Source organism: Haladaptatus sp. DYF46, from assembly GCF_021083305.1.
Taxonomy (GTDB): domain Archaea; phylum Halobacteriota; class Halobacteria; order Halobacteriales; family Haladaptataceae; genus Haladaptatus.
This window is the reverse complement of record NZ_JAJFAY010000002.1, coordinates 353128-376339: the sequence shown is the minus strand read 5'-3', so window position 1 is coordinate 376339 and position 23212 is coordinate 353128. Positions and strand designations below refer to the sequence as shown.

Here is a 23212-nt window from a genome sequence, read left to right as displayed (position 1 = left end):
TCGCTCGTCAGTCGAGCAACGGCGTCCCGTCGGCACACGGACCGAGCCTCGGACCGAACGGCGGGTCCTCGGGGTCAATCTCCCGAACCTGTCGATAGTCGGTCGAGCGCTCCGCCGGGACGCGCCCGATGGCGGTTATCATCTCGACGTACTCCTCGAACGAGCGGAACTCTCCGAACTGGCCGCCCGCGCGCTTCGTGATTTCCTCGGAGAGGATGGTTCCCATGAAGTCGTTCGCGCCACACGAGAGCATCTTCAACCCCTGTTCGTCGCCGTACTTCACCCACGACGATTGGACGTTGTCGACGTTGTCCAGAAACAGCCGAGAAACGGCCATGAGGAGTTCGTCCTCGTGGGTACTCGCGCCGTTTTCCACCATGCCGCGGTCGTACAGTGGCGTGTTCCGGTGGATGAACGAGAGCGGAACGAACTCCGTTATCGCGCCGGTTCGGTCCTGTAGCTCCCGAATCCGCTCCAAATGGAGGACGCGGTGCATCTCGTTTTCCACGTGGCCGTACATGATGGTCGCCGTGGTGTCGAGGCCGACGTTCGCGGCGGCCTCCATCGCCTCCATCCACTCCTCCGTCCCGATTTTGCCGGGACAGATGACGCCGCGCACCTCGTCCACCAAAATCTCCGCTGCGGTGCCCGGAACGCTGTCGAGTCCGGCGGCTTTCAGTTCGCGGAAGACTTCCTCGTAGTCCCAATCCGTCCCGCGACGGGCGTGGTAGGCCTCCTCGGGCGTCATCGAGTGGACGTGAACGCCGGGAAGGCTCATCGCCCGTATCTGTTCCGTGTACGTCGCGGGGTCGATTTCGTACTCCTCGGGTGACTTGTAGTTCAAATCGCCGCGCTCGCTCGCTTCGAGGAGTTCGAGGTGGTCGTCGTTCAGCGCCATTCCGGGGTGCAGGCCGCTGACCGACGTCACCTCGTAGATTCCCCGCTCGCGCGCATCGGCGACGATTTCGCGGGACTCCTCGGGCGTCTTCGTGAATCCGCCGTGCTCCTCGTCCGAACCGACTTCGAAATTCTGTGCAGTGTTCTTGAAGTTGCAGAACAGACACCCCGTGTTGCACGCCGTCGTGACGTTGTTGTTCAGGTTGGCGACGAACGTGACCGTGTCGCCGACGACCGCCTCGCGCCGCCGGTCCGCGGCTTCCAGCACGCGCTCCTTTCGGGTGAGGTCGATGCCGGGGTGGTCGGTGCCGGTCGTTAGCAGTTCGACGCCGTCGGCGACGGTCAGCCGCTCGCCGTTCCGCGCCCGTTCCAGCGCGTTCTCGAACGATTGGTCGGTTTCGGGAACGTGTTCGAAGCCGAACCGTTCCCGGGGAATGTTGCTCTTCGCACGCACGTTAGCCATTGCTCTGTAATCCGGGCGGACCCCCAAAAATCGCCGGGTCACGGCAGTCGATATCGCATACATATGTACATCTTTCGGCCGTACGTCGGCGTAGTTCAGCACGAAGATGGAAACTACTTAGTCGGGGGACGGCAGAACCAACACCATGACGAGTGTGAAGGAGTTCCGGGTCGAACGCGAACCGACGCCGGACTCGCTCGGGCGCGGGTCGTTCGTGTTCACGGACGACTACTCGGTGTTCGATTGGGGCAAGATGCCCGATACGATTCCCGACAAGGGTGCAAGCCTCTGTGCGATGGGCGCATTCAACTTCGAAGGACTGGAAGCGGAGGGCGTCCCCACCCACTACCGTGGCGTCGTCTCCGACGGCGACGTCGTCCCCCTTTCGGAGGTCACGGAACCCCCCACCGAGATGGCCATCGACCTCACGCAGGTTCCGAACCTGCCACGCGAGGGACGGGACTACGACTACGACCTCTTTCACAGCGGTGCGGACGAGAACTACCTCATCCCCCTGGAAGTCGTCTTCCGCAACAGCGTTCCGGTGGGGTCCAGCCTTCGCCGCCGTACCGACCCCAGCGACCACGGACTCGACTTCCCCGAGTGGCCCGACGGAGCGGTCCAACTCGAAGAACCCGCCGTCGAATTCTCGACCAAGTTCGAGGAGAGCGACCGATATCTGTCGCGGGGAGAGGCGGACGAAATCGCCGGCAAGGCGGACGTTGACGAACTGGAGCGAGTCGCCCGCGAGGTGAACGATTTCGTCACGCGGCAGGCCGCGAACGCCGACCTGACCCACGAGGACGGGAAGATAGAGTGTCTCTACTACGACGGAGAGATTCGCGTCGCCGACGTGGTGGGAACGTTCGACGAAAACCGGTTCACCTTCCACGGCCAGCAGGTCAGCAAGGAGTTCATCCGCCAGTACCACAAGCGCGAACAGACCGCGTGGGCCGACGCGGTTCTGGACGCCAAGGTCGAGGCGAAAGAGCGCGATATGGCCGACTGGAAATCGCTGTGTTCGGTCGAACCACAACCGCTCCCGGACGGGGTCATCACCGCCGCCCGCGACCTGTACACCGCCGGAGCGAACGCCTACATCGACAGGGACCTGTTCGACGCGCCGTCGCTAGAGGACGCGGTGATGGCGATCAAGGACCTGTAACGCGCGACGCTCCAAACGAGAACCCGAACGACTGAACGAACGCCGTCGGCGAACCTTTTTATGCGAAAGCGAACCATGGAACGACAGTACGCGTCACCTTCCAACCATGCCCCACGAGAGAAACGACGTTCGTCGCGCCTACGACCGAATCGCGGATGACTACCTCGCCGACCGAAGCGGCGGCGACGAGGAGAGCGAGGACATCGCCCTGCTGGCGGAGTTCCACGGTCATCTCCCGGACGACGCACGCGTGCTCGACGCCGGGTGTGGCGCGGGGCGACCCATCGCGGAACTGCTGGCCGCCGATACGGACCTCGTCGGCATCGACTTCTCCCGCGAGCAGATTTCCCGTGCCCGCGGCAACGTCCCCGAGGGACGGTTCTTTCAGGCGGACATGACCGCGCTCGGCCTCGCGAGCGGGACGTTCGACGGTATCTGTGCGTACCATTCGGTGATTCACGTCCCCTCGAATGAACACCCCGACGTGGCGCGGGAGTTTTATCGCCTGCTGTCTTCGGGCGGTTATCTCCTCATGACGGTCGGGTCAACGGCGTGGGAGGGAAGCGACGACGATTGGCTGGATACCGGCGTCGAGATGCACTGGAGCGTTCCGTCGCCGGACGAGAGCATTACGACACTCGAAAACGCGGGGTTCGACGTTCTCTGGCGACAGACGGTAAACGACGTTCTGGGGAGCGACACCTGTTTCGTCCTCGCCCGAAAACCCACGTCGGAATCGGAATAGCGTCAGTCGTCCGATTCGCCCACGGCGACCGCCCCGTCGATGGGGCCGTCGGGCGTCACGTCGTCGAGTTCCGCCGGCAGTCCGAGGCGGTAGTGTTCGTTCTCGTCCCCGTCACGCAGTTCGGTCCGGCCGCGGCGAATCTCCACGTCGTCGTTCAGGTGGAGGCGCACGGCTTCGTGGAGGGCGTCGGCTTCGAGGGGTTGTCCCCGTTCGCGCAACTCGTCCACGCTCCCGCTGTCCGGCACGTTGAACGCCCGCTGGGTGATGATGGGCCCTTGGTCCAAGTCGGTCGTCACGTAGTGGGCGGTGACGCCGGCGATACGAGCGCCCGCTTCCTTCGCCTGCCGATACGCCTTCGCGCCGGGGAAGGCCGGAAGCAGGCTCGGGTGGATGTTGATGATGCGCCCCTCGTAGCGGAAGACGACGTTGGGGCTCAAGATACGCATGAACCGCGCGAGGACGACGAGGTCGATGTCGTAGTCGTCCAACAGCGAGAGCAGTCGTTCCTCGTCGTGGACGCCGCGTTCGTCCCCGACGTCGTGGAACGGGACGCCATGTTCCTTCGCGACCGGTTCGAGATCGTCGTGGTTCCCGATGACGACGCCGATTTCGGCGTCGAACTCGCTCCGTTCGTCGAGGAGGCGGCGGAGACAGTGCGATTCCTTCGTCACGAGGAGGGCGACCTGTCGGGAGTCGCGTTCCGACGGGAAGCGAACGCGGACGTCCACCCCGAGGTCGTCGCCGAGTTCGGAGAGGTCGCGGCGGAGTCGGTGTTTGCTCACGGACATCTCGCTCGTCTCGACGTGAATCGTCATGCGGAAGACGCCCTCGCGGACGGCTTGGTCGACGTCCTCGATGTTGATTCCGCGCTCGAAGAGGAGGGTGGTGACGCGGGCGACGAGTCCGGTGTCGTCGTCCCCGACGACGGTGATTTCGGTCAGCTCTCGGTGGTTCATCGCTTCACCTGCCGGTTACGGGGTACTGCCATGGAAGAAACGTATCGGGTCTCGGGTGCAAAAACGTTTGTGACGGTGCAAAATTTCCCGTTCACGTTGACACGTAGCAGGGTGTGCCTACTCGAACACGTGTCGACGATAACCGTCGCGTGAACCGGGATACGAAGCGTGACCGAGGGCGGGTGATTCGACCGCCGAACGCGAGAGAGCGCCCACCGACGCGAACAACACGAATGTGTACAACGAATTCGTTCCAAAAGAGCTTTTGAACACGAACGCGCACGGACAACCGATGACTGCATACACCGCGACGGTGACGGTTCGGTTGAAACGGGGCGTCCTCGACCCCGAGGCCGAAACGACCCGAGGTGCACTCTCCCGATTGGGCTTCGAACTGGATTCGCTTCGCTCCGCCGACGTGTTCGAAATCGACCTCGATGCCGACACCTCCTCGGACGCGGAGGAGCGCGCCGGAGAGATGGCCGAGCGCCTCCTCGCCAATCCGACGATTCACGACTACACGGTCGCGGTCGAGGAGCGATGACGGTCGCCATCGTCCAATTCGGCGGGAGCAACTGCGACCGCGACGCGGTGCGCGCGCTGTCCCACCTCGGAATCGACGCGGAACTCGTCTGGCACGAAGAAGATTTGCCCGAGGAGACGACCGGCGTGATGCTTCCCGGCGGGTTCTCCTACGGCGATTACCTTCGTGCCGGAGCCATCGCCGCCAACTCGCCCATCATGGCACAGGTGCGGGACGCCGCGGAGTCGGGCGTTCCCGTCCTCGGCGTCTGTAACGGCGCACAGATCGGCTGCGAGTCGGGTTTGACGCCCGGCGCGTTCACGACCAACCGGAGCGCACGCTTCCAGTGCGAACACGTCTACCTCCGCGTCGAGAACGCCGACACGCCGTGGACCGCCGCCTACGAGGAGGGACAGGTCATCGAGGTCCCCATCGCACACGGCGAAGGACGGTTCGAAATCACGGACGAGGAGTACGACGAACTCGACGCCGACGACCGTATCCTCTTCCGCTACTGCGACGAGAACGGTATCGTGGCCGACGGGACGAACCCGAACGGGTCGAAGGGGAACGTGGCCGGAATCGTCGGCGACTCGGACTCGGTCGCGGTCATGATGCCTCACCCCGAGCGCGCGACGCTTCCCGACATCGGTGGCACCGACGGCGAGGGCGTCCTCTACGGCTTCGCCTGAAGTTCGATTCGAGATTCCTTTTCGACGTCTATCGCCCGGACGTGAAGACGCCGGTTATTCGCGGCAGTTCGCGGGAAATCGCCTGCCGCTTCAGCAGACAAAAGCCCGTGAAGACGATACAGAATCCGGCGACGGTCAGCGGCGTCACCGGTTCCTGTAGGAAGAACCACCCCGTAATCGCGGCGAACACCGGCGCGACGTAGGAGACGAGGTTGATTTCGACGGGACCGAGGCGGTCGAGCAGGTCGAAGTAGATGAGGAACCCGACGGCGCTGGCGAAGATGGAGAGGTAGACGATTGCGGCGATGGCCTCCGGCGTCCACTCGATCGCCGATATGGACTCGCTCGGGCGGGCGACGCTGATGACGTGCATCATGACCGCGCCGAGGAGCATCGACCACGCTTCCATCGTCTCGATGGGGAGGTCGGCTTCGATTCGCTGTGTCAGAACGCTCCCGAGCGCGAACGACAACGCGGCGAGGAACACGAGGAACTGCGGGACGATGGTCGTCGCCAGCGATTCGCTCGACCCGTTGTTGGCGAAACTCAGGACGGCGACGCCGACGAACCCGAGGAGCAACCCGGCGATTCCGGCGGGCGTGAGTCGCTCGCTCGGGAGGAACACCCGCGCGAAACCGGTCGTGAGGATGGGGCTGAGGCTGACGATGACGGCGGCGGCGGCGCTCGGCGTCTCCTGCTCGCCGATGAACAGGAACACGTGATAGGCCGCGATCATGAGTGCGCCGCCGACGAGGACGAGTTTCCACTCGTCGCCCGTTTGCGGACGCCAGCGGTCCGTCGCGTACACCGCGTAGGCGAGCATCAGGACGCCCGCCACGTCGTAGCGAATCGCCGCGAACAGAACCGGGGGGATGAACTCCAGTCCGGCCCGAATGGCCATGAACGCGGACCCCCAGAACGCGGCGAGGACGATGAACAACAGAAGGTTTCGATACCGGCTCACTCTACGAGGTCTCGTGCGAGGCGGGGAGTAGGTTTCGAAAACCCCCCTCGAATGCCGGGTTCAGTGGCGGCGTTTCGGCGGTGGATCATCGTGCACGTCGCTCGTCGCGGAGCGCGCGCAGCACGTCCTGCCGGGCGATGATGCCGACGAGTTGCCCGTCCTCTATCACCGGGAGGCGGTTGATGTCGCTCTCGGCGTCGGCCAGCAGGTCGAGGATGTGGTCGAGGTCGTCGTCGGGCGTTACCGTCACCACGTTCTCGGTCATGACCGTTCGAACCGGCTTCCCGGCGTTTCTCACGAGGTCGATGCCCGCGTCCAACTCGTCCCACGAGAGATCGAAGCCGTATTCGAGGCTTTCGAGGAACGGCGGGAACCCGATGGGAATCCACAGCGTTCGGTCGCTCGGTTGGAACATGTGGACGAGGTCGTGTTGCGTGACGATACCCACGACGCGGCCGTCGTCGGTGACGGGAAAGCCGTTGAACTGGACCCGCGCCAAGCGCGTCAGCACATCGCCGATTTCGTCGTCGGGCGAGACGGTTTCCACGTCGGTCGTCATCAACTCGCGGGCGGTGGTTGCCATACGTGAACGGTGGCACGCATGCGGTGTAAACGTTGTTACGACGAACGGTTTCTGGATTGGGTTATCCGTTTGGTCGGTACGCTCGTTGCGAGAGAGTTCTCGATTTTTGGGATAGTGTACCTGCTGAGATGGTTGCCTCCAAAGCCCTCCGCCCGCTACGAATCACAGTTGGTCGTTGTATAATTGCAGATGCCGAAAAGTAGACCTCGAAAGCCCCCGCCCGCTCGCGGTTGCTGTGCAGGATATTCTGTCCGCTCCGCAACACACGGCCAGAATAGTGGCCCGCACAGCAACCACGCAAGCGCGACCGGGCGGCCCCTTTCAGTCCACCCACACCACCCACTGCATCAGCCACTCCCTCCCCAACCGATTGCGTTCCTCACTCACATCCGTTCGTTCCGGTACTCATCCCTCGCACGGCTTCAGCGAGACGACGCGGCCGAGAGTGGCCGCGTCGTCCCGCCAGCGCGCGCCAACGTGGGAAATTACGATATGCGAAACGGATTGATTTACGGGACGCGAAACCGACCGATTTCCCGTCTCACTCCTCGGGGTATCGCTCGTACTCCGTGCCGACGGCGAGTTCCATGGTGTGCGGGCGAACGCCGAGCGTCAACCCGTCCCATTCGCCCTTCTCGCCGTCCAGACTGAACTCGACGGGCGAGTCCTGTTCGACCTCTATCTCCAGCGTTGGTGTCTTGAGGTGGGTCACGTTCTCCGTTTCGCTGCCGAACAGGCGCTGCATCGTCGCCTCCTGAAGCAGGTTCGCGGTGGGAGTCTTCTCGATGACGGTAACGTCCAGCAGACCGTCCTCCATGTTCGCCTGCGTTCGGCCCTGCACCGGGAACCGTCGCCCGTTGCCGACGAGGACGAACACCGCGTCGCCGGACCACGTCACGTCGCCCTCGTCGGACGCCGCTATCGTGAGCGGAAGCCCATCGTAGTCGGTCATCAACCGGAGGGTGTTCACGACGTAGGCCAGCACGCCGAGGCGCGCCTTCTGCTCCGGGTCGGTTTGGTGGCTCGCGTCGGCGGTCAGCCCCCCGACGCACGAGTTGACGAAGGGTCGCCCGTTCGCGGTGCCGAGGTCGATTCGTCGTCGTTCGCCCGCATCGAGGACCTCGAAGGCGCGTTCGATGTCGGTGACGCCGATGTTCCCCGCGAAGTTGTTCCCCGTTCCGGTTGGAATCACGGCGAAGGTCACGGCGTCCAGCGCGTCGGCGTCGCCCAATCCGCGAACGACTTCGTGGATCGTCCCGTCGCCGCCCGCGGCCGCGACCACGGCGGCACCGTTCTCCGCGGCGTGGCGTGCGAACTCGTTTGCATCCCCTTCGCTTTGGGTTTCGAGGACGGTACAATCGTACTCCGTCGCGAGGCGCTTGACCTGCTCGCGGTGGTTCGCATCGCCGCTGATGGGGTTCAACACGACGACGCGCTCGTACTCGACGGCCTCCTCGCTCGCCACGAGGTCGTCCACCGCACCCTCCTCGTCGGCTTTCATGCACTGACTGACCGGCGGAAAAACCAAAGACCTATCGGCAGTATAGCTACGGACGTGTTCTCCCTCGACCTACACGCTCACACGCGATTCTTCCACGGCCACGAACGCGCCGCCGCGCTGTTCGACCCGTTAGGCGTTCGACTCCTCGAACTCGGCGCGCGCTACCGCGGATTGGACGGCGTGGCGCTGACGAATCACGATTACTACCACCCGTTCGCCGGACGCGTCGTGGAGACGATTCCGGGTATCGAAGTCTCCACGACGAAGGGACACGTCCTCGTCGTCGGTCCCGACCCGCCGACGCGCACCGAACCGGGAACGCTCACGCCGAAAGAGACGGTCGCCCTCGCCCACGAGCGAGGCTGTGCCGCCATCGTCGCCCATCCGTACCGGAACAGCACCGTGCGCGAGGTGGACGCCGAGTTCGACGCCATCGAAATCAACGGCAAACACCCGAGAACTGAGGAGTGGGCGCGGCAACTGGCCGACCGCTACGACCTGCCGCTAGTCGGCGGGAGCGACGCCCATTATCCGCTCGAAGTCGGGCGCGCGTACACGATGGTCGATGCGGACGTCTTGACCCCCGAGAGCGTCGTCAACGCGATACGGGACGGCCGCGTCGAACCGAGAGTCAAGCGGGGGACGTTCGACCAACTCGTCCGCCGCGGTTATCGCGAAGTACACGAGGGAAAGGACAACCTCCACCGTCCCGAGGAGGAGTCACCGGGCGTCGGCGAACCGCCGCAACCGGAAGACTAGCCGAGTCGCTCGTCCAAAATCAATCGAGTCTTCGTACTCACCACTTCCTCCATCTCCCGCGCGCGAGTGATGAGTTGGTTCACGCCTTGCGTGTCCGAGGCGTCCACAACGAGGACGATGTCGTCCTCGCCGCTGACCTGCCAGACGAAATCGACCTGTTCCCACTCCGCGAGCGTGTCGGACATCCTCGTCGTGTCGACGGCCACGTCCACGCCGATCTCTATCATCGCCTTCACGTTTCCGGTGTGGGTCGTGACGGTGAACCGCTCGATAACGCCGTCCTCGGTCATCCGTTCGACACGATTCCGAACGGTGCCTTCCGACGTACCGACCGATTCAGCTATCTCTGTGTACGGAGTTCGGGCGTCTCGCCGGAGGAGATTCAGTATCTGTCGGTCGAGTGCGTCCATGGAGATATGCAGATAGTGTTGCCCGCTACTTGACGATTACGAATTTCGTAACGATGTTACGAAAGCAAGGTTTATTATGCTTTGTTGCATATGAATATCGTAATGCCGGGTGCCTATGTCGCGCTGGAGGGTGGCCATGTGGTGGAAGCCCGTGGTCGTGCTCCGGGAACGGCTTGCGGTGAACTGGTTTTTACAACAGCATACACGGGTTACGAGGAGAGCCTCACCGACCCGTCCTACGAAGAACAGATACTCACGTTCTCGTATCCCCTCATCGGGAACTACGGCGTCCGAGAGGAACGCTTCGAGAGCGACCGAGTACATCCGCGCGCCGTCGTCTCGCGTGAACTCACCGAGGATGTCGCGGAGTGGCTCGAAGCCGAGGGCGTCCCCGCGGTGGACCACCTCGACACCCGCGATCTCGTCGGCGGGATTCGAGAGCAGGGCGCGATGAAGTGCGGAATCGCGGTCGGCGAGAACGCCACGCCCGAGGACGCGCTCGCGGAACTCGAACGCTGTCCGGGCATGAGCGACCACCACGACATCGGCGAGCAGGTCAGCGTCTCCGAAACCGAGATTCACCTCGGCGACGGCGACGAGGACGGCAAGACCGTCGCGCTCGTGGACTGTGGTGCGAAGGGGAGCATCATCGACTCGCTCGTCGAGCGCGGGGCGGACGTCCACGTCCTCCCGCACGACGTGACCGCGGACGAGGTGGAAGCCATCGAGGCTGACGTCCTGTTCATCTCCAACGGTCCGGGCGACCCTGCGAACTTCGAAGCCGCACAGGAACTGGTCGAGACGTTCGCGGGCGAACTCCCGCTCGCGGGCATCTGTCTCGGTCAGCAGATAATCGCTCGCGCGCTCGGTGGCACGACCGAGAAGATGGACTTCGGCCACCGCGGCGTCAACCAGCCCGTTCGCGACCTCGAATCGGGACAGGTCGTCATGACCACGCAGAATCACGGCTACACCGTCGCCGACCCCGGCGACCTCGAAGTCACGCAGATCAACGTCAACGACGACACGCCGGAGGGGTTGGAAAACGACGAACTGGACGTTCTCACGCGCCAGTACCACCCCGAAGCCAACCCCGGACCGAACGACACCCTCGGATTCTTCGACGACGTGCTTTCGCTGGCACCCCGAAAACGACTCGTCGTTGCCGACTAACGGGTGCGAACGTTACCATCCGTCGGACGGATGGTAGCGCGGTCACCGATTACCGATCTTTCACTCTTCGATTTCGATTCCGACTTCTTCCTCGCCGGGAACCTGCCAGTCGAGTTCGACCAGCCCCCGCGACGTTCCGCGTTGGCCGTCGCGACTGACTACCTCGAACGTTCGGTTCTCTGCCTCGGGCGTGAACAGCGCGCCGATCATCAGTCGGGCGACGTCCGCACGCGGAACGCTTCCCGAGACTGTTTCGCCGCCCTCCCCGACCAACACGTCGCCCGTCGCGGGCGCGTTCGTCAGCCCACCGGGGCGAACGATGGTGTACGGGACGCCCGACGTTCGAAGCACGGCCTCCGCGTGATTTTTCTGGTTGAGGACGTGCCAGAGGAGGAGTCGAAGCGGCACGGGCATCTTCTCGCGGGAATCGCCGACGCCGATGGCGCTCTCGAAGACGAACCGCTCGACGTCCGCGGCGACGGCGGCGTGGACGAGGTTTTCGACGCCCGCACCGTCGGCGAGGTCCCCGCCCAGCAGCACGTCGAGGCCCGGCGACGACCCCACGGCACAGAGCACGGCTTCACAGTCCGCGACGGCGCGGGAGGCGTCCGCCGGGTCGAGCAGATCCCCGACGATCACCTCGTCCGCCCCCTCGTCCGATAGTTCCCGCTCCTTCTGTCGCGAACGAGTCATCGCCCTGACCGTGAGGTTCGTTCCACGCAGCCCTCGGAGGAGTTCGCGGCCCGTCTCACCGCTCGCACCTGCGACGAGTACGCGCTCGATTTCGTTCGACATCGTAGGACCTTGGCGTAGAACGCTGAAAGGTTTCGCGGCCAACGGTGTCGTGGTGTGTCCTCGGAATCGGCGAGGAGAGTATATATCTTCATAAATCCTAAATAATAAATATAAAACACACATAAATTTATTCAGTACTAGATTAATTATTTACGTTCAAATTTCATTGCTGAAAAAGCAGCCATGAAACAAAACCACGACGCGGACGGAGATAGAGCACGATCGAACAGGCGAGCAGTCCTCAAAACCGGCGCGCTCGGACTGACGAGCATCGTCGGCGGGAGCGGCTTTGCCAGCGCGGCACCGGACGGGAAATCCCCGCGGGGAAGCGACGTCCACACCGTAAAAGCGTCCCGCGGAGCGTCGATTTCCGAAACACAGCGGCGCGAGGTTCGACGGCGCGCCGTCCGTGATTTCGAGCGCAAGAACGACCGTTCCCCTGCGGTCGTCCCCGCAAGCAAGCAGAAAACGAGTTCCGGCGAGGTCGTGGCGTACGCGTACGGGTTCGACGCGAACGGTATCGGTCGCTCCTACGTCGGCGTCGCGGCCGAGGACGTGTCGGAACCGCAATCCCGTTCGGGTCGCGCCGAAGCCCTGATCCACGATCGGTTCGACCGCCACGTCACCGATCTTTCCTCGACCATCCAAGCGTCCGAACAGGTCACCACGATGGCCGGCGGAACGGTTTCCGGCACGGACAACATGGAGCAGGTGTACTCCCAGAAACTCGAATACGCGGACGACCCCTACGGTGTCGTCGGTGCCACGTTCTACGTGTTCATGGACACGCTCGACAGCACCGAAGGCGACGTGTTCTCGCTCCACTCCCCGGCCGGATTCGAACCCGGAACGTCCGCGTTCGGAAGCGACTACAAAAACGAATGGGGGCGGGTGTACCACCACTGGGACCAGAGTGAGATGGGGAACGTCGACGTGGATTACGGCCAGTGGAATCCGTACGGAACCCAGGGCGGGTCCTCCTCGACCAGCTACTCCCTCAGTGTGACCGTCGGCTGGATGACGGCACAGGTTTCGGCGGGCATCAGTTGGTCGTACTCCCAACCGAACGTCGAAGTCGTGGACGAATCCTCGGCGTACAACGAGTATAACCAGTGGCAGTTGAAGGTCAACGCCGACGGGGATGACGACACCCGGACGAACTTCATCGGCTTCCAACCGTCGAGCGCCGCGTCGATGAACCACTACGACTCGTCGATGGGCAGCCGAATGCTCTCCGGAAACGAAGTGAAAGCGAACTTCTCGAACGGCACCGATAGCTACGACCTCTCCTCTGAGAACGAGTTCTACCTGAACCCGTGACTCCCTGTGAGACGGGAATCGACTCCGACTAACGACCCCACTCGCGTTCGACTTTCGGCCTGTCGCCGACCGACTGCACGCACAGCGGTTCGTCGCGCGCGGCGAGCGCTTCGAGCGCCGCCGTCGCGCTGGCGACGGTCGTGAAGTACGGGAGGTCCTCCTCGACGGCCATCTCCAGCGCCGCACGGTCGTCGCTCACGAGGAAGTCTATCTTCCCTTCCCGGACCGCTTTCGCGGTGTCGTCGAACTCGGCGAGTTCGTAGTAGTCGTCGAAGCCGTCCACGTCCAGTTCGATGGCCGCGACGCCCTCCGTCGGGAGCGCGTTCGAGGCGGCGGATTGTGCCTTCTCGTAGGCCTTGCCGAACGAGTCGGCGGTGCCCATCACTTCGCCGGTCGATTTCATCTCCGGGCCGAGGCGCGGGTCGGAACCGGACAGGCGGTCGAACGGGAGAACGACCTCCTTCACGCTTGTCTGCTCCGGTATCCGTTCGACCGCGTCGAGTTCGGGCAGCGTCTTCCCGGCCATCGCCTTCGCCGCGAGTTTCGCTATCGGAACGTCGGTCGCCTTCGAGACGAACGGAACCGTCCGCGAGGAGCGCGGGTTGGCTTCGAGGACGTACACCGTTCCATCCTGCACAGCCAGTTGGACGTTCAGCAGGCCGACCGTGTCGAGGGCGCGAGCGATGTCTTCCGTCACGTCACGGACGCGGGAGAGCGTCTCCTCGTCCAGCGAGCGCGGCGGAATCATGCAGGCCGAGTCGCCCGAGTGAACGCCCGCGGTTTCGACGTGCTCCATGATGCCGCCGATGACGATGTTCTCGCCGTCGGACACGGCGTCCACGTCCAGTTCCACGGCGTCGGCGAGGAACTCGTCGACGAGGATGGGTTTGTCCGGCGAGACGCGAACGGCCTCCTCGATGTACTCCGTCAGTTCCTCGTCGTCGTACACGATGTCCATCGCGCGGCCGCCGAGGACGTAGGACGGGCGCACGAGGACGGGATAGCCGATATCGTGTGCGAGTTCGAGGGCCTCCTCCTCGCTGGTCGCGCTGCCGCCGGTCGGCTGTTCGATTCCCAGATCGTCCATGAGGCGGTTGAAGCGGTCGCGGTCCTCCGCGAGGTCCATCGCGTCCACCGTGGTGCCGAGGACCGTGCAATCGAGGTCACGGCGTTCGAGCTCCTCCTCCAGCGGGTGGCCGATATCGACCGACGTCTGACCGCCGAACTGGACCATCACGCCGTCGGCGTTCGTCGCCTCGATGACGTCCGCGACTTCCTCAGCGGTTATCGGTTCGAAGAACAGGCCGTCGGAGGTGTCGTAGTCCGTCGAAACCGTCTCCGGGTTGTTGTTCACGACGTGAGCTTCGATGCCCATCTCGCGGAGCGCGCGGACCGCGTGGACCGAACAGTAGTCGAACTCGACGCCCTGCCCGATGCGAATCGGCCCGCCGCCCACGACCACGACGCTCTCCACGTCGGGGTTCACCTGCAGTTCGTCGTTGCCGAACACGTTCGTCTCGCGGGCGGACCGCGCGGAGTAGTAGTATGGCGTCGAGGCGGCGAACTCGCCCGCACAGGTGTCGACCTGCTTGAACGAGCGCTCGGGTGCGGCCGTCTCGACCGACCCGACGTCGGCACCGGCCATCGTTGCGACCTCCTGATTCGTGAATCCCTTCTCGGCCGCCGGGGCGAACTCGCCGTCCTGTGCAGCCTCGGCCGATTCCGCGATGCGGCCGTAGCGCTCGACGTACCACGATTCGATGCCGGTCAGGTCCGCGACCTGTTCCGCTGTGTAGCCGCGTTCGAACGCCTCGAACATGGCGTACGGGCGGTCAGGCGTCGGCTTTTCGAGGTATTCGGTTTCGAGTTCGTCGTCGCCGATTTCGTCCCACTCCGCGTCGGGTTCGTACTCCGAACTGCGGAGTGCCTTGAGGAGGCTCTCCTCGAACGTCCGCCCGATGGCCATCGCCTCGCCCGTGGATTTCATCGCGGTGCCGAGTTCGAAGTCAACGTCGTCGAACTTGTCCTTGGGCCAGCGCGGCACCTTCGTCACCACGTAGTCGATTGCGGGTTCGAACGCGGCCGTGGTCTCGCCCGTAATCTCGTTCTCGATTTCGTGCAGGCGTTTGCCGAGTGCGACTTTCGCCGTGACGCGGGCGATGGGGTACCCCGTCGCCTTGGAGGCGAGCGCGGAGGAGCGCGAGACGCGCGGGTTCACTTCCACGACGCGGTATTCGCCGCCGGGCGTGCCGTCGTCGTGCCACGCGAACTGGATGTTACACCCGCCCTGAATCCCCAGGTCACGGATGACTTCGAGGGCCGCGTCGCGCATCTCCTGATGGCCCTCGTCGGGGATGACCTGCGAGGGCGTGACGACGGTGGATTCGCCCGTGTGAATCCCCATCGGGTCCAAGTTCTCCATGTTGCAGATGATGATACACGAGTCGTCGGCGTCGCGCATCACTTCGTACTCCAGTTCGACCCATCCGGCGATGGATTCGGTGATGAGCACCTCGCTGTTGCGCGAGAGGCGCAGTCCTTTCCGCACGCGCTCTTTCAGTTCGTCCATCTCGTGAACGACGCCGGACCCCGACCCGCCGAGGGTGTAGGTCGTGCGCGAGATGACGGGCAGTCCGCCGACGGTTTCGACGGCGTCCTCGACGCGCTTTCCCAGCGCCTCCTCGTCCATCTCGGTGGCCGATTCGCCCTCGTCGAGCGTGATGGTCGTCGAGTACGGCATCGGTTGGTCGAGTTCCTGCATCCGTTGGCGAAACAGGTCCCGGTCCTCGGTGGCGTAGATGGTATCGAGGGGCGTCCCCATGATATCCACGTCGTACTCTTCGAGGATGCCCTCCTCGCTGAGTTCCGCGGTGACGTTCAGTCCCGTCTGTCCGCCGAGACCGGCGATGACGCCGTCCGGGCGCTCCTCCCGGATGATTTCGGCGATGGCGTCCGTCGTGATGGGTTCGATGTACACCTCGTCGGCCATCTCGGGGTCGGTCATGATGGTCGCCGGATTGGAGTTCACGAGAACGACTCGCGCCCCCTCCTCCTGTAGTGCGCGGCAAGCCTGCGCGCCGGAGTAGTCGAACTCCGCTGCCTGCCCTATTTGGATGGGTCCGCTTCCGATGAGCAAAATCGTCCTGTTCTCGGTGTCCTTACTCATGGCTGTTATCGATGTGAAGTTCGTACATCGTAATAAGCCCCACGAATCATTACGAGGTACGAAATTGAATTTCGAATTTCGGAAACAAACTCGTGGATTTGTGTCTTTTGGGAGGATTTCGTCGATTCCGGAACGGAAACGACGAGACGGGGGGAAGAACTGAACGAAGGCATAGTGACGGCCGTTGTTTTCGACCGAAAGTGAGTTCGGACATGGGCCGGTTCGATAGGTCGCTCGTACGCTCCGGCCGCAAATTTTTCCGCCACTTCCGCGACCGATAGCGTCGCGCTCGGCGCGACACGACTTCGCACCACGCACGCGCGCCGGATAGTCCGTCCGTAGCGTGGACGACACGGGCGGACGAACCTAACCGAGTGTCGCCGTTCGTCTTTCAGTTCCGCTCGTCGGAGTTACATCAGCAGGTAAAGGGTTTTACAGTCTGAACCACTACGTCGAATCATGTGGAAACGGTTGCTGGCGCTGTTGCTGTTGATTCCGTTACTCGACGGGTTGTTCCTCGTCTTCGTCGCCAGCCAGATCGGCTGGCAGATCACCGTCGTGCTCGTCGTGCTGACCGCCCTGCTCGGAATGTTGCTAGTTCGCGCCGAGGGGAGACACACCATCAGGGAGATTCAGTCCGACCTCGCACGCGGGAACGCCCCGACGAACCGCATCATCGACGGCGGGTTCCTGCTCGTCGCGGGTGCCTTCCTCCTCACCCCCGGCCTCATCACGGACACGCTCGGGTTCCTCTTCGCGCTCCCGCCCACGCGTGCGGTGTTCCGTACGGTAGCCAAGAAGTGGATCATCACGCCGTACATCGACAAGCAGACCGGCGGGTTCGCCACGGGCAACGTCTACACTTTCGGCTTCCCCGGCGGCGGCAACGTCACCGGAACCGGGGACTCGGGAACCTCCTCCTCGAACGGTTCGGACGGCGACACCTATCGGGTGGATTCGGACGCCTACGACATAGAGTTCGACGACGATTCCGAGGAGAAAGGAAACCCTTAAAACTCACAACCGGCAACGAGTAAATGCGCCAACCGGGGCCAATAGCTCAGTTAGGTTGAGCGCTCGGCTGATAACCGGGAGGTCCGCGGTTCAAATCCGCGTTGGCCCACCTTCAACGGGGGCCGAGGACAAACTCCCCAGCCACCTAATCTTACGGTACACAACTCCTTCGAGAGTCCTCCCTCGGTTCGATTTTCCGCACCGTCACAGCCGTCAATGACCGCTCTCACTCCTCCTGCACTTTTCGCACCACCCAGACGAACGAGATGACCGCTAGTCCCGTCAGCAGGTGCTTCGCCAGTCCGCGCCAGTTCGGATAGTCGGTTTCCGTACCTTCGTTCTCCATGGGGTTCCGTCGGGCGAGTCCCTGAAGTCGGTTGTGGCGTTCGGAAACCGTTTCTCGAAAATCGGAGGTTCCTCGGTCAGTTGCGTTCGCGCTCCCGTTCCTGCCGCGCTTTCACGTCCCCTATCGTCTCGTTCTCCAGGAGCAGGTTCACCCGACGTTCGAACTCCTCCTCGTCGATTTCCCCGCGGGCGTACCTGTCACGGAGGGTATCGAGGGCGTCCTGCTGGGGGTCTTTCCCCTCCTCCGTTCCGTCCCGTACCTTCCTCTCGTACCAGTCCGGCGTTCCCGTCGCCCGTTTGATCGCATCGGAGAGGATGGCGACCAGCGGGAGCACGACGACGAATCCGATCGCGAAAATCATCCACGCCCAACTGATCCCTAAGAAGAGGCCGAGAATCCCCGTGCCGAGGATGACGAAGACGAGTATCGCGGGAGCCTCGTTCAACAATTCGTCCAGAAAACTGCCCATAGAGCGTTTCTTCACCACTATTCATAAAAAGCTTGTCACTCGTTAGGGAGCAGATTCTTACCGTGTGCAACCCAATCCCAAGCATGGCAAACCGCGTGCCATCGGGACCGGAGGGGGTACCGATTTTGGGGTCCAGTCTGCAGTACGCGGACGACCCGTTAGGGTTCATGGAGCGCGTCGCACGCGAGTACGGCGACGTGGCCCGTATCGACGTGTACGGAACGGAGGTCTACCAAGTGACCGACCCGGAAGCCATCCGGCGCGTCCTCGTGACGAACGCCGCAAACTATCGCAAGCCGAATCTGGGCGGCGACGAGGGTCTGGGTGGTCTCCTCGGCGACGGCTTGCTGACGAGCGACGGCCACCACTGGCAACGCCAGCGCAAGACGATGCAACCGTCGTTCTACGGCGCGAAACTGGACGAGTACGGGGATATCATCGTCCGCGATACGGTCGAATTGGCCGACTCGTTCGTGGACGGCGAACACACCGACATCCACGCCGAAATGTCGGAACTCACGCTCAAAATCGTCGTCGAGAGTCTTCTCGGCGTGCGAATCGACGGGATGGAACGCGCCATCCGCGAGGCGCTGGTCGAAGTCGGCGAGCGCTTCCAACCCGGTCCGCAGGGATTCGTCCCCGAAGAGGTGCCGACGCCGCGAAACGTGCGCTACCGTCGCGCCGTCGAGAAACTCGACCGCATCCTCCGGGAAATCCGCAGACAACACGACCACTCCGGCGACGAGGACGACCTCCTCGGCGTGTTGCTCGACCGGGAGGCGGAGGGAGAACTCGACGCCGAGAGCGTTCGCAACGAGATGATGACGATGTTGCTCGCGGGCCACGACACGACGGCCCTGACGCTCACGTACGCGTGGTATCTCCTGTCGAAGCACCCAGAGGTCGCAGCGCGGTTCCACGACGAGCTCGATTCTGTGGTGGACGGGACGCCGACCGTCTCCGACCTCCCCGACCTCGATTATCTCGACAAAATCGTGACCGAGGCGATGCGGCTGTATCCGCCCGCATACGTCATCTACCGGCAGACGACGGCGGCGGACGAACTCACGGGATTCCATGTCCCGGCGGACACCATCGTCTCCACGCCACAGTGGGTCGTCCACCACGACGAGCGCTTCTTTCCCGACCCGTGGGAGTTCCGACCCGAACGATGGACGGACGAGTTCCGCCGCGAACTCCCGCCGTTCGCCTACTTCCCGTTCGGCGGCGGCCCGCGCAAATGTATCGGCGACGGGTTCGCCATGCGCGAGGCGAAACTCGTGCTGGCGACCCTCGGGAAGCGATTCGCGTTCGACCTCGTGTCGTCAGCGCCGTTGTCGCTCGTCCCCCTCGTCACTTTGCACCCGGAAAATCCGGTCGAGGTGACGGTGCGGGCGCGGTAGGATGGTCGCCGTTCGCCTCTCAGTCCATCTCGCGGATGACGAACGAGATGCCGATGCCGGCCGCGAGGAGGACGACGAGGTTGAATATCGCGTTGAACAGCGACCGATACTGCGGGGCGACGAAGGTTCGGATCACGTTCAGCGCGCTCATGTAGAACTGGAAGAGCGCTACGACGGCGAGGAGGACGAGGACGACGAGCGCGCCCCGATACAGGTAGGTCCGAACGTCGAGTTCGTCGGCCGTGTTCCGCAGGCGGTCATCGTTTCGGTTCGCCCGTTCGGGTTCCGGCGGCGTTGCTCGTTCGTCGTTGATCGTCGTTCGTCCGCCGTCGGTCGTCGCGGTTCGTCCGTCGTCGGTCGTCGTCGCCGTCGTCGCCGTCGTCGATGCCGCCTCGTCCGCAATCGTCGTGGATTCGCTTTCAGTCATGTTTCCTCCGGTTCGTTCGTGCCACCAGTCCCGCCCCGAGCAGGGCGACGATTCCCGCGACGACGGTAAAGCCCGGTTGTCCAGCGTCGTTGGCCGTCGTCGTCTTCGACCTCGATTCCTTCTCGTTGCTCCCCTCGAAATCCGAGACGGACAGTTCGACGTCCGATTCCGTCTCGTTGACCGAGAGCGTCTTCGAGGGGTCCAAGTTCGCGGCGCTTCGCGCGGTGCCGATAACGACGCCGTCCTTCCAGAGGACCGCGTCGAGATAGTAGTTGTAGCCGTCCGGCACCGTCACGGTCGCCGACGGGTTCGCGGTTCGCCCCGCGTCGATGGTTCCGACGGAAACGGTCGTTCTGTCGGTGACGATGTTCGAGTCCGCCTGTCGCGCGATGAAGACGACGCGAACGTCCTCGGAGGGGTCGTCGCCCTCGTTCGTCAGATAGGTCGAAACGTCGAGCGACACCCGGTCGTCGCTCACGGTAGCAATCGAGTAGTCGATGGGCGGGAACGCGCTCGTTCCGTCGTTCCAGTGGAAATCGACGCCCGTTCGGGCGTAGTCGGGTCGGAGCGCGCCGACGCCGCGCACGTCCGTGCCGCCCTCCGCGATTCGCTTCCCGTCGCTGAACACGACGGTTTCGATCCTGTAGTCGCCCCGACGTTCTACCGAGAGGTTCTGGGTGACGCTCTCCTCCCGTTCGCCGTCGATGGTCGGTACGCGAGACTGCGTCGTCGTCTCGACCAATCCCGAGTCCGAGTGGACCGCTCGGACGAGGATGGAGACGTTCTCCGCCGCGCTGCCTCGGTGTTCGAGTCGCGTTTCGACCGCCAAGGTCGCCGTCCCGCCCGACACGTGACCGGGCGCGATGGACACGTCTTCGATTCGAAGACCGCTGGGGCGTTTCTCCTCCCGTGACCCTGCCGCGAGTGCGCCGGGAATCACGGCGGCAGCGAGCAGGCTCACCACGACGAGGAGGGCGATGCCGCCCGCAAGTATCCGTTCACGTTTCATGTCCGATTCGTGTGGTGTTGGGCTAAATGCTTTGTGCTCTGTCACTTGATCCGCTGCCCGGTACAAACCGTGCGATTCAGGCGGCTGGAGGACGAACGCGCTGACATGAGCACACAGAACGCTGCGGGGAAGGTTCGGTTCGGCTTGGCGATGGCGCTCGGCGTCATCGTGCCGGGGATGGTGAAATACGTCCTGACGCAGAACGGCTATGGACTCCTCGGGACCCTCATCTTCTACTCCGGCTATCTCACGGCCGCCATCGTCATCTGGTACGTCTGGGTCAGACCGCTGGAGTTGACGGGGTCGGGCGGGGCATAGCGGAAGTTTAAAGGAGAACTCACCCCGACTGTCGGGCAGGAATGTTCGAGTTCGTCCCACTGCCACTCGTCGACGACTTCCTTCTCAAGATCAACGTCGGTGACGCGGTTTTCGCCCTGTTCGCGCTTTCGCTGTTGGCTTCGATTCCGCTGAAATCCCGGAAGGTTCTGTCGCTGAACTCGATTCTGTTCGGCGTCCTGTTCCTTCTCATCGTCTCGATGGGTGCGCCGCCGACGTACGCCTACCTCGGCGTCGCGTTGTTGGTCGTTGCACCGCTGTTGTACACGACGGCCGGTCAGTAGATAGAACGTCTTTTTTCCTTGGAGGCCGACCGTTCCGATATGGCAGACGACCTAACGGCCACGCTTCACACGAATCACGGCGACATCGAGGTTCGACTGTTCGACGAGCGAGCGCCCCGCACCGTCGGGAACTTCGTCGGTCTGGCGACCGGCGAACGAGAATGGACCGACCCGCAGTCGGGCGACCGGATGACCGACCAACCGCTCTACGACGACGTGCTCTTCCACCGCGTCATCGACGACTTCATGATTCAGGGCGGCGACCCGACCGGAACCGGCCGCGGCGGTCCGGGCTACCAGTTCGACGACGAGTTCCACCCCGAACTCTCCCACGACGGCCCGGGCATCCTCTCGATGGCCAACTCCGGCCCGAACACCAACGGGTCACAGTTCTTCATCACGCTCGACGCCCAACCGCACCTCGACAACCGCCACGCCGTGTTCGGCGAGGTCATCGACGGTATGGACGTCGTCGAGGAGATCGGCAACGTCGACACGAACCCGCAGGACAAACCGCTCGACGACGTCGTCCTCGAATCCGTCGAGATTCACGACTGAACGCGGACGCGAACGTCCTTTCTGCGGTCCGGTTTTCCATCAGGCTGGGTGATTTTTGCCCGTCCGTTCATCGCCATCAGTTACACAGTGATACACATGACCACGAATCCGAACTTCGAACTCGCGGAGCACAGTTGGCCGGACGTCAAAACCGCGCTCGACGACGGAACGCGGACCGCCGTCGTAGCGGTCGGGTCGGTCGAACAACACGGTCCGCATCTGCCGTTGATAATGGACACGCTGGCGGGCGACGAACTGGCGAAACGAATCGCCGAAAAACTCGGCGACGCGCTCGCCGCGCCGACGATTCGGCCCGGTTGTTCGGGACACCACATGGAGTTTCCGGGGACGATAACGATTCCGGCGACGGTCCTCATGGACCTGATTTCCGCCTACTGCGAGTCGCTGGACGAACACGGCTTCGAACACGTCGTCCTCGTCCCGACCCACGGCGGCAACTTCGCGCCCGTCAACACCGTCGCTCCCGAAATCGCCCGCGATATCGACGCGAACGTCATCGCGCTGGCGGACCTCGGGGACCTCATGGAACTCCAGAACGAGGGGCTTCGGAAGGGTGGCGTGGAGTACCAAGAGGACGTGATTCACGCGGGGGCCGCGGAAACCGCGATAGTGCTGGCGATAGACGAGGGACTCGTCGGGACCGACGAACTCGAAGTCGGCCACGAGGAGGAGGTTTCCGTCTCCCGACTCCTGAGCGAAGGGTTCAGGTCCATCACCGAGAACGGCGTTCTCGGCGACCCGCGCGAGGGAACCGCGGACGCCGGTGAGGAGATTCTCGACACGATAGCGACGGCGTACGCGGAGCGAATCGAAGCGGAGCGCGACGCCATCTGAACGGTGGTTGGTCGCCGATTCGACAGTCGGACTGATGCGCTGGACGGGGCGACTTCGGCCAGCGCGAAGCCGACAATCGCGGCGACGAACACGGTGCTTTCCGTCACTCCGTACCGTAACTGCGTGACGATCAGTAAGTCGAGAAGCCCTCCGACGAGAAGAAAGCTGACTGCAATCTGGAGTTTCGTCTTCCCGTTCATGTTTGGGACGAAACTGACTGTACGTACCTGTTTTCGACCGGTGCGATGCGGTCTCGAATCGGATTCGGATATCGCATACCGAATACAAATCGCATATTGAATACACCGACGAGACAGAACGAACGAGGGAGAACCGACCGCACCGCGTGCGGACGGGACGCGCACGTCGCGTCCCGCCCTCGGCGTCCCCCTTCCACCC

General features: G+C 63.3%; 24 protein-coding genes and 1 tRNA gene. 14 read left to right on the top strand and 11 right to left on the bottom strand.

Features of this window, described 5'->3' with window-relative positions:
- Window positions 1-7: 7 nt before the first annotated feature.
- Window positions 8-1360, bottom strand: coding sequence for a 7,8-didemethyl-8-hydroxy-5-deazariboflavin synthase subunit CofH (gene cofH, locus LJF34_RS13080; protein WP_231185454.1), 1353 nt, complete (start codon window positions 1358-1360; stop codon window positions 8-10).
- Window positions 1361-1505: 145 nt separating this feature from the next.
- On the opposite strand from cofH, the gene LJF34_RS13075 reads away from it, so the two are divergent.
- Entirely contained in the window at window positions 1506-2525 is a 1020-nt protein-coding gene (locus LJF34_RS13075) for a phosphoribosylaminoimidazolesuccinocarboxamide synthase (protein ID WP_231185453.1), read from the top strand.
- Between the two features lie 106 nt (window positions 2526-2631).
- Window positions 2632-3270, top strand: coding sequence for a class I SAM-dependent methyltransferase (locus LJF34_RS13070; protein WP_231185452.1), 639 nt, complete (start codon window positions 2632-2634; stop codon window positions 3268-3270).
- A 2-nt stretch (window positions 3271-3272) separates the two neighbouring features.
- On the opposite strand, the gene LJF34_RS13065 is transcribed toward LJF34_RS13070, so the two are convergent.
- Window positions 3273-4226, bottom strand: a complete 954-nt coding sequence (locus tag LJF34_RS13065) for a formyltetrahydrofolate deformylase (protein ID WP_231185451.1) — start codon at window positions 4224-4226, stop codon at window positions 3273-3275.
- Between the two features lie 292 nt (window positions 4227-4518).
- Between LJF34_RS13065 and purS the strand changes: the two genes are divergently transcribed.
- Together purS and purQ are read left to right on the top strand one after the other, a co-directional pair.
- Window positions 4519-4770 carry a phosphoribosylformylglycinamidine synthase subunit PurS gene (purS, locus tag LJF34_RS13060; RefSeq protein ID WP_231185450.1) on the top strand — a complete coding sequence of 84 codons (252 nt, stop codon included), beginning with the start codon at window positions 4519-4521 and terminating at the stop codon, window positions 4768-4770.
- Window positions 4767-5441 carry a phosphoribosylformylglycinamidine synthase I gene (gene purQ / locus LJF34_RS13055; RefSeq protein WP_231185449.1) on the top strand — a complete coding sequence of 225 codons (675 nt, stop codon included), beginning with the start codon at window positions 4767-4769 and terminating at the stop codon, window positions 5439-5441. Before purS ends, purQ begins: the two co-directional genes overlap by 4 nt.
- A gap of 28 nt (window positions 5442-5469) precedes the next feature.
- Here purQ and LJF34_RS13050 read toward each other — a convergent pair whose 3' ends face one another.
- From LJF34_RS13050 to LJF34_RS13040, 3 genes are all read right to left on the bottom strand, one after another.
- Complete coding sequence (locus LJF34_RS13050; protein ID WP_231185448.1) at window positions 5470-6405, bottom strand: EamA family transporter; 936 nt, start codon at window positions 6403-6405, stop codon at window positions 5470-5472.
- 85 nt (window positions 6406-6490) lie between these two features.
- The gene (locus LJF34_RS13045; RefSeq protein ID WP_231185447.1) at window positions 6491-6988 is read right to left on the bottom strand and encodes a CBS domain-containing protein; all 498 of its coding nucleotides are present in this window, start codon (window positions 6986-6988) and stop codon (window positions 6491-6493) included.
- A 541-nt stretch (window positions 6989-7529) separates the two neighbouring features.
- On the bottom strand, window positions 7530-8489 hold the full coding sequence (locus LJF34_RS13040; protein ID WP_231185446.1) for a YegS/Rv2252/BmrU family lipid kinase: 960 nt from the start codon (window positions 8487-8489) through the stop codon (window positions 7530-7532).
- Window positions 8490-8543: 54 nt separating this feature from the next.
- On the opposite strand from LJF34_RS13040, the gene LJF34_RS13035 reads away from it, so the two are divergent.
- Entirely contained in the window at window positions 8544-9248 is a 705-nt protein-coding gene (locus tag LJF34_RS13035) for a PHP-associated domain-containing protein (RefSeq protein ID WP_231185445.1), read from the top strand.
- On the opposite strand, the gene LJF34_RS13030 is transcribed toward LJF34_RS13035, so the two are convergent.
- A complete protein-coding gene (locus LJF34_RS13030; RefSeq protein ID WP_231185444.1) occupies window positions 9245-9658 on the bottom strand; it encodes an Lrp/AsnC family transcriptional regulator in 414 nt (137 codons plus the stop codon). The genes LJF34_RS13035 and LJF34_RS13030 overlap by 4 nt on opposite strands.
- 102 nt (window positions 9659-9760) lie before the next feature.
- Here LJF34_RS13030 and carA point away from each other — a divergent pair, with 102 nt between their 5' ends.
- Window positions 9761-10831 carry a glutamine-hydrolyzing carbamoyl-phosphate synthase small subunit gene (gene carA, locus LJF34_RS13025; protein ID WP_231185443.1) on the top strand — a complete coding sequence of 357 codons (1071 nt, stop codon included), beginning with the start codon at window positions 9761-9763 and terminating at the stop codon, window positions 10829-10831.
- A gap of 60 nt (window positions 10832-10891) precedes the next feature.
- Here the strand turns inward: carA and LJF34_RS13020 are convergent, their stop codons facing one another.
- On the bottom strand, window positions 10892-11626 hold the full coding sequence (locus LJF34_RS13020; protein WP_231185442.1) for an SDR family oxidoreductase: 735 nt from the start codon (window positions 11624-11626) through the stop codon (window positions 10892-10894).
- A gap of 183 nt (window positions 11627-11809) precedes the next feature.
- On the opposite strand from LJF34_RS13020, the gene LJF34_RS13015 reads away from it, so the two are divergent.
- The gene (locus LJF34_RS13015) at window positions 11810-12946 is read left to right on the top strand and encodes a hypothetical protein (protein WP_231185441.1); all 1137 of its coding nucleotides are present in this window, start codon (window positions 11810-11812) and stop codon (window positions 12944-12946) included.
- 28 nt (window positions 12947-12974) lie between these two features.
- On the opposite strand, the gene carB is transcribed toward LJF34_RS13015, so the two are convergent.
- Window positions 12975-16112, bottom strand: coding sequence for a carbamoyl-phosphate synthase large subunit (gene carB, locus LJF34_RS13010; RefSeq protein ID WP_231185440.1), 3138 nt, complete (start codon window positions 16110-16112; stop codon window positions 12975-12977).
- Window positions 16113-16571: 459 nt separating this feature from the next.
- Here carB and LJF34_RS13005 point away from each other — a divergent pair, with 459 nt between their 5' ends.
- Together LJF34_RS13005 and LJF34_RS13000 are read left to right on the top strand one after the other, a co-directional pair.
- Window positions 16572-17126 (top strand): FxsA family protein, encoded by a 555-nt coding sequence (locus LJF34_RS13005; protein WP_231185439.1) that lies wholly within the window; start codon window positions 16572-16574, stop codon window positions 17124-17126.
- 35 nt (window positions 17127-17161) lie between these two features.
- Window positions 17162-17235, top strand: a tRNA-Ile gene (locus LJF34_RS13000).
- Between the two features lie 313 nt (window positions 17236-17548).
- Here the strand turns inward: LJF34_RS13000 and LJF34_RS12995 are convergent.
- Window positions 17549-17941 carry an SHOCT domain-containing protein gene (locus LJF34_RS12995; protein WP_231185438.1) on the bottom strand — a complete coding sequence of 131 codons (393 nt, stop codon included), beginning with the start codon at window positions 17939-17941 and terminating at the stop codon, window positions 17549-17551.
- An 83-nt stretch (window positions 17942-18024) separates the two neighbouring features.
- Here LJF34_RS12995 and LJF34_RS12990 point away from each other — a divergent pair, with 83 nt between their 5' ends.
- The gene (locus LJF34_RS12990) at window positions 18025-19344 is read left to right on the top strand and encodes a cytochrome P450 (protein ID WP_231185437.1); all 1320 of its coding nucleotides are present in this window, start codon (window positions 18025-18027) and stop codon (window positions 19342-19344) included.
- 19 nt (window positions 19345-19363) lie between these two features.
- Here LJF34_RS12990 and LJF34_RS12985 read toward each other — a convergent pair whose 3' ends face one another.
- A complete protein-coding gene (locus LJF34_RS12985; RefSeq protein WP_231185436.1) occupies window positions 19364-19771 on the bottom strand; it encodes a hypothetical protein in 408 nt (135 codons plus the stop codon).
- Complete coding sequence (locus LJF34_RS12980) at window positions 19764-20780, bottom strand: PGF-CTERM sorting domain-containing protein (protein ID WP_231185435.1); 1017 nt, start codon at window positions 20778-20780, stop codon at window positions 19764-19766. The genes LJF34_RS12985 and LJF34_RS12980 overlap by 8 nt, the downstream gene beginning before the upstream one ends.
- Before the next feature lie 105 nt (window positions 20781-20885).
- Here LJF34_RS12980 and LJF34_RS12975 point away from each other — a divergent pair, with 105 nt between their 5' ends.
- The 4 genes from LJF34_RS12975 (at window position 20886) to LJF34_RS12960 (ending at window position 22813) form a co-directional block, all read left to right on the top strand.
- A complete protein-coding gene (locus LJF34_RS12975; protein ID WP_231185434.1) occupies window positions 20886-21098 on the top strand; it encodes a hypothetical protein in 213 nt (70 codons plus the stop codon).
- 41 nt (window positions 21099-21139) lie between these two features.
- Window positions 21140-21400 (top strand): hypothetical protein, encoded by a 261-nt coding sequence (locus LJF34_RS12970; protein WP_231185433.1) that lies wholly within the window; start codon window positions 21140-21142, stop codon window positions 21398-21400.
- Between the two features lie 39 nt (window positions 21401-21439).
- Window positions 21440-21958 carry a peptidylprolyl isomerase gene (locus LJF34_RS12965; protein ID WP_231185432.1) on the top strand — a complete coding sequence of 173 codons (519 nt, stop codon included), beginning with the start codon at window positions 21440-21442 and terminating at the stop codon, window positions 21956-21958.
- A gap of 96 nt (window positions 21959-22054) precedes the next feature.
- Window positions 22055-22813 carry a creatininase family protein gene (locus LJF34_RS12960; RefSeq protein WP_231185431.1) on the top strand — a complete coding sequence of 253 codons (759 nt, stop codon included), beginning with the start codon at window positions 22055-22057 and terminating at the stop codon, window positions 22811-22813.
- The last annotated feature ends 399 nt before the right edge of the window (window positions 22814-23212 follow it).

Coding starts and splice junctions, on each gene's coding strand:
- purS (WP_231185450.1), top strand. CDS start 4,519: ATGACTGCATACACCGCGACGGTGACGGTTCGGTTGAAACGGGGCGTC.
- LJF34_RS13075 (WP_231185453.1), top strand. CDS start 1,506: ATGACGAGTGTGAAGGAGTTCCGGGTCGAACGCGAACCGACGCCGGAC.
- LJF34_RS13070 (WP_231185452.1), top strand. CDS start 2,632: ATGCCCCACGAGAGAAACGACGTTCGTCGCGCCTACGACCGAATCGCG.
- cofH (WP_231185454.1), bottom strand. CDS start 1,360: ATGGCTAACGTGCGTGCGAAGAGCAACATTCCCCGGGAACGGTTCGGC.
- LJF34_RS12985 (WP_231185436.1), bottom strand. CDS start 19,771: ATGACTGAAAGCGAATCCACGACGATTGCGGACGAGGCGGCATCGACG.
- LJF34_RS12975 (WP_231185434.1), top strand. CDS start 20,886: ATGAGCACACAGAACGCTGCGGGGAAGGTTCGGTTCGGCTTGGCGATG.
- LJF34_RS13020 (WP_231185442.1), bottom strand. CDS start 11,626: ATGTCGAACGAAATCGAGCGCGTACTCGTCGCAGGTGCGAGCGGTGAG.
- LJF34_RS13030 (WP_231185444.1), bottom strand. CDS start 9,658: ATGGACGCACTCGACCGACAGATACTGAATCTCCTCCGGCGAGACGCC.
- LJF34_RS13005 (WP_231185439.1), top strand. CDS start 16,572: ATGTGGAAACGGTTGCTGGCGCTGTTGCTGTTGATTCCGTTACTCGAC.
- LJF34_RS12990 (WP_231185437.1), top strand. CDS start 18,025: ATGGCAAACCGCGTGCCATCGGGACCGGAGGGGGTACCGATTTTGGGG.
- LJF34_RS13015 (WP_231185441.1), top strand. CDS start 11,810: ATGAAACAAAACCACGACGCGGACGGAGATAGAGCACGATCGAACAGG.
- LJF34_RS12965 (WP_231185432.1), top strand. CDS start 21,440: ATGGCAGACGACCTAACGGCCACGCTTCACACGAATCACGGCGACATC.
- carB (WP_231185440.1), bottom strand. CDS start 16,112: ATGAGTAAGGACACCGAGAACAGGACGATTTTGCTCATCGGAAGCGGA.
- LJF34_RS13045 (WP_231185447.1), bottom strand. CDS start 6,988: ATGGCAACCACCGCCCGCGAGTTGATGACGACCGACGTGGAAACCGTC.
- LJF34_RS12970 (WP_231185433.1), top strand. CDS start 21,140: ATGTTCGAGTTCGTCCCACTGCCACTCGTCGACGACTTCCTTCTCAAG.
- LJF34_RS13065 (WP_231185451.1), bottom strand. CDS start 4,226: ATGAACCACCGAGAGCTGACCGAAATCACCGTCGTCGGGGACGACGAC.
- LJF34_RS12960 (WP_231185431.1), top strand. CDS start 22,055: ATGACCACGAATCCGAACTTCGAACTCGCGGAGCACAGTTGGCCGGAC.
- LJF34_RS12995 (WP_231185438.1), bottom strand. CDS start 17,941: ATGGGCAGTTTTCTGGACGAATTGTTGAACGAGGCTCCCGCGATACTC.
- purQ (WP_231185449.1), top strand. CDS start 4,767: ATGACGGTCGCCATCGTCCAATTCGGCGGGAGCAACTGCGACCGCGAC.
- carA (WP_231185443.1), top strand. CDS start 9,761: ATGCCGGGTGCCTATGTCGCGCTGGAGGGTGGCCATGTGGTGGAAGCC.
- LJF34_RS13040 (WP_231185446.1), bottom strand. CDS start 8,489: ATGAAAGCCGACGAGGAGGGTGCGGTGGACGACCTCGTGGCGAGCGAG.
- LJF34_RS12980 (WP_231185435.1), bottom strand. CDS start 20,780: ATGAAACGTGAACGGATACTTGCGGGCGGCATCGCCCTCCTCGTCGTG.